The organism is Vibrio sp. 03_296 (assembly GCF_002265885.1).
Genome location: NZ_NPKW01000440.1, coordinates 1 through 592, shown reverse-complemented (window position 1 = coordinate 592; position 592 = coordinate 1). Strand labels below are relative to the sequence as shown.

At 40.9% G+C, this 592-nt stretch carries 1 protein-coding gene and 1 pseudogene; both read left to right on the top strand.

What is annotated here, in order from left to right:
• Positions 1 to 263 (top strand): annotated as a pseudogene (gene fliS, locus CIK04_RS25240) (flagellar export chaperone FliS); the annotation flags it as partial.
• A 235-nt stretch (positions 264 to 498) separates the two neighbouring features.
• Positions 499 to 592 (top strand): hypothetical protein (locus CIK04_RS25235; RefSeq protein WP_142995016.1); only part of this gene is annotated, 94 nt, incomplete at its 3' end.

The window sequence follows — 592 nt, the reverse complement described above, 5'->3', positions numbered from 1 at the left end:
TCCAGTGAAAGGTGAGCGTCTTGGCAAAGCATTGGACATCATCATTGCACTGCGTAGCTGTCTCTCAATGGATGATGGTGGTGATATTGCACGTAACCTCGATCAGCTTTACGAATTCATGATCACGCAGATCTCAGGGCGAATCACAAAATGACCCACAAATGATCGACGATGTGATCGACATCATCCGTGAGATCAAATCGGCTTGGGACCAAATTCCAAACGAGTACCACAATCTCACGGCTGCGGATATTGGAATGTAATTCGATATCCATTCTTTCTACCGAGCTCACACCTCCTAATTGCTTGGTTGCCTTATTTTTTTATTCAAATAAAATAGAAGCCATTAGTAGCCCTGATGGCTTTTTTTGTTGCTGATTTTTCCTGTTTTGTCTATCGTTTAATTTGAGTGATCTTTAAACAAATTGATCATTTTGATTTCGCATATCAAGGTTTGGCCGCAACACATCATAAAACAAAGGCAATAATCGGTAACTTATGCAAGGTTTGGCAAAGCTGCTTGTAATAGAAGACGATGAAGCGAATCGTCTTAACTTACGCAATATACTGGAATTCGTTGGAGAGAGTTGCG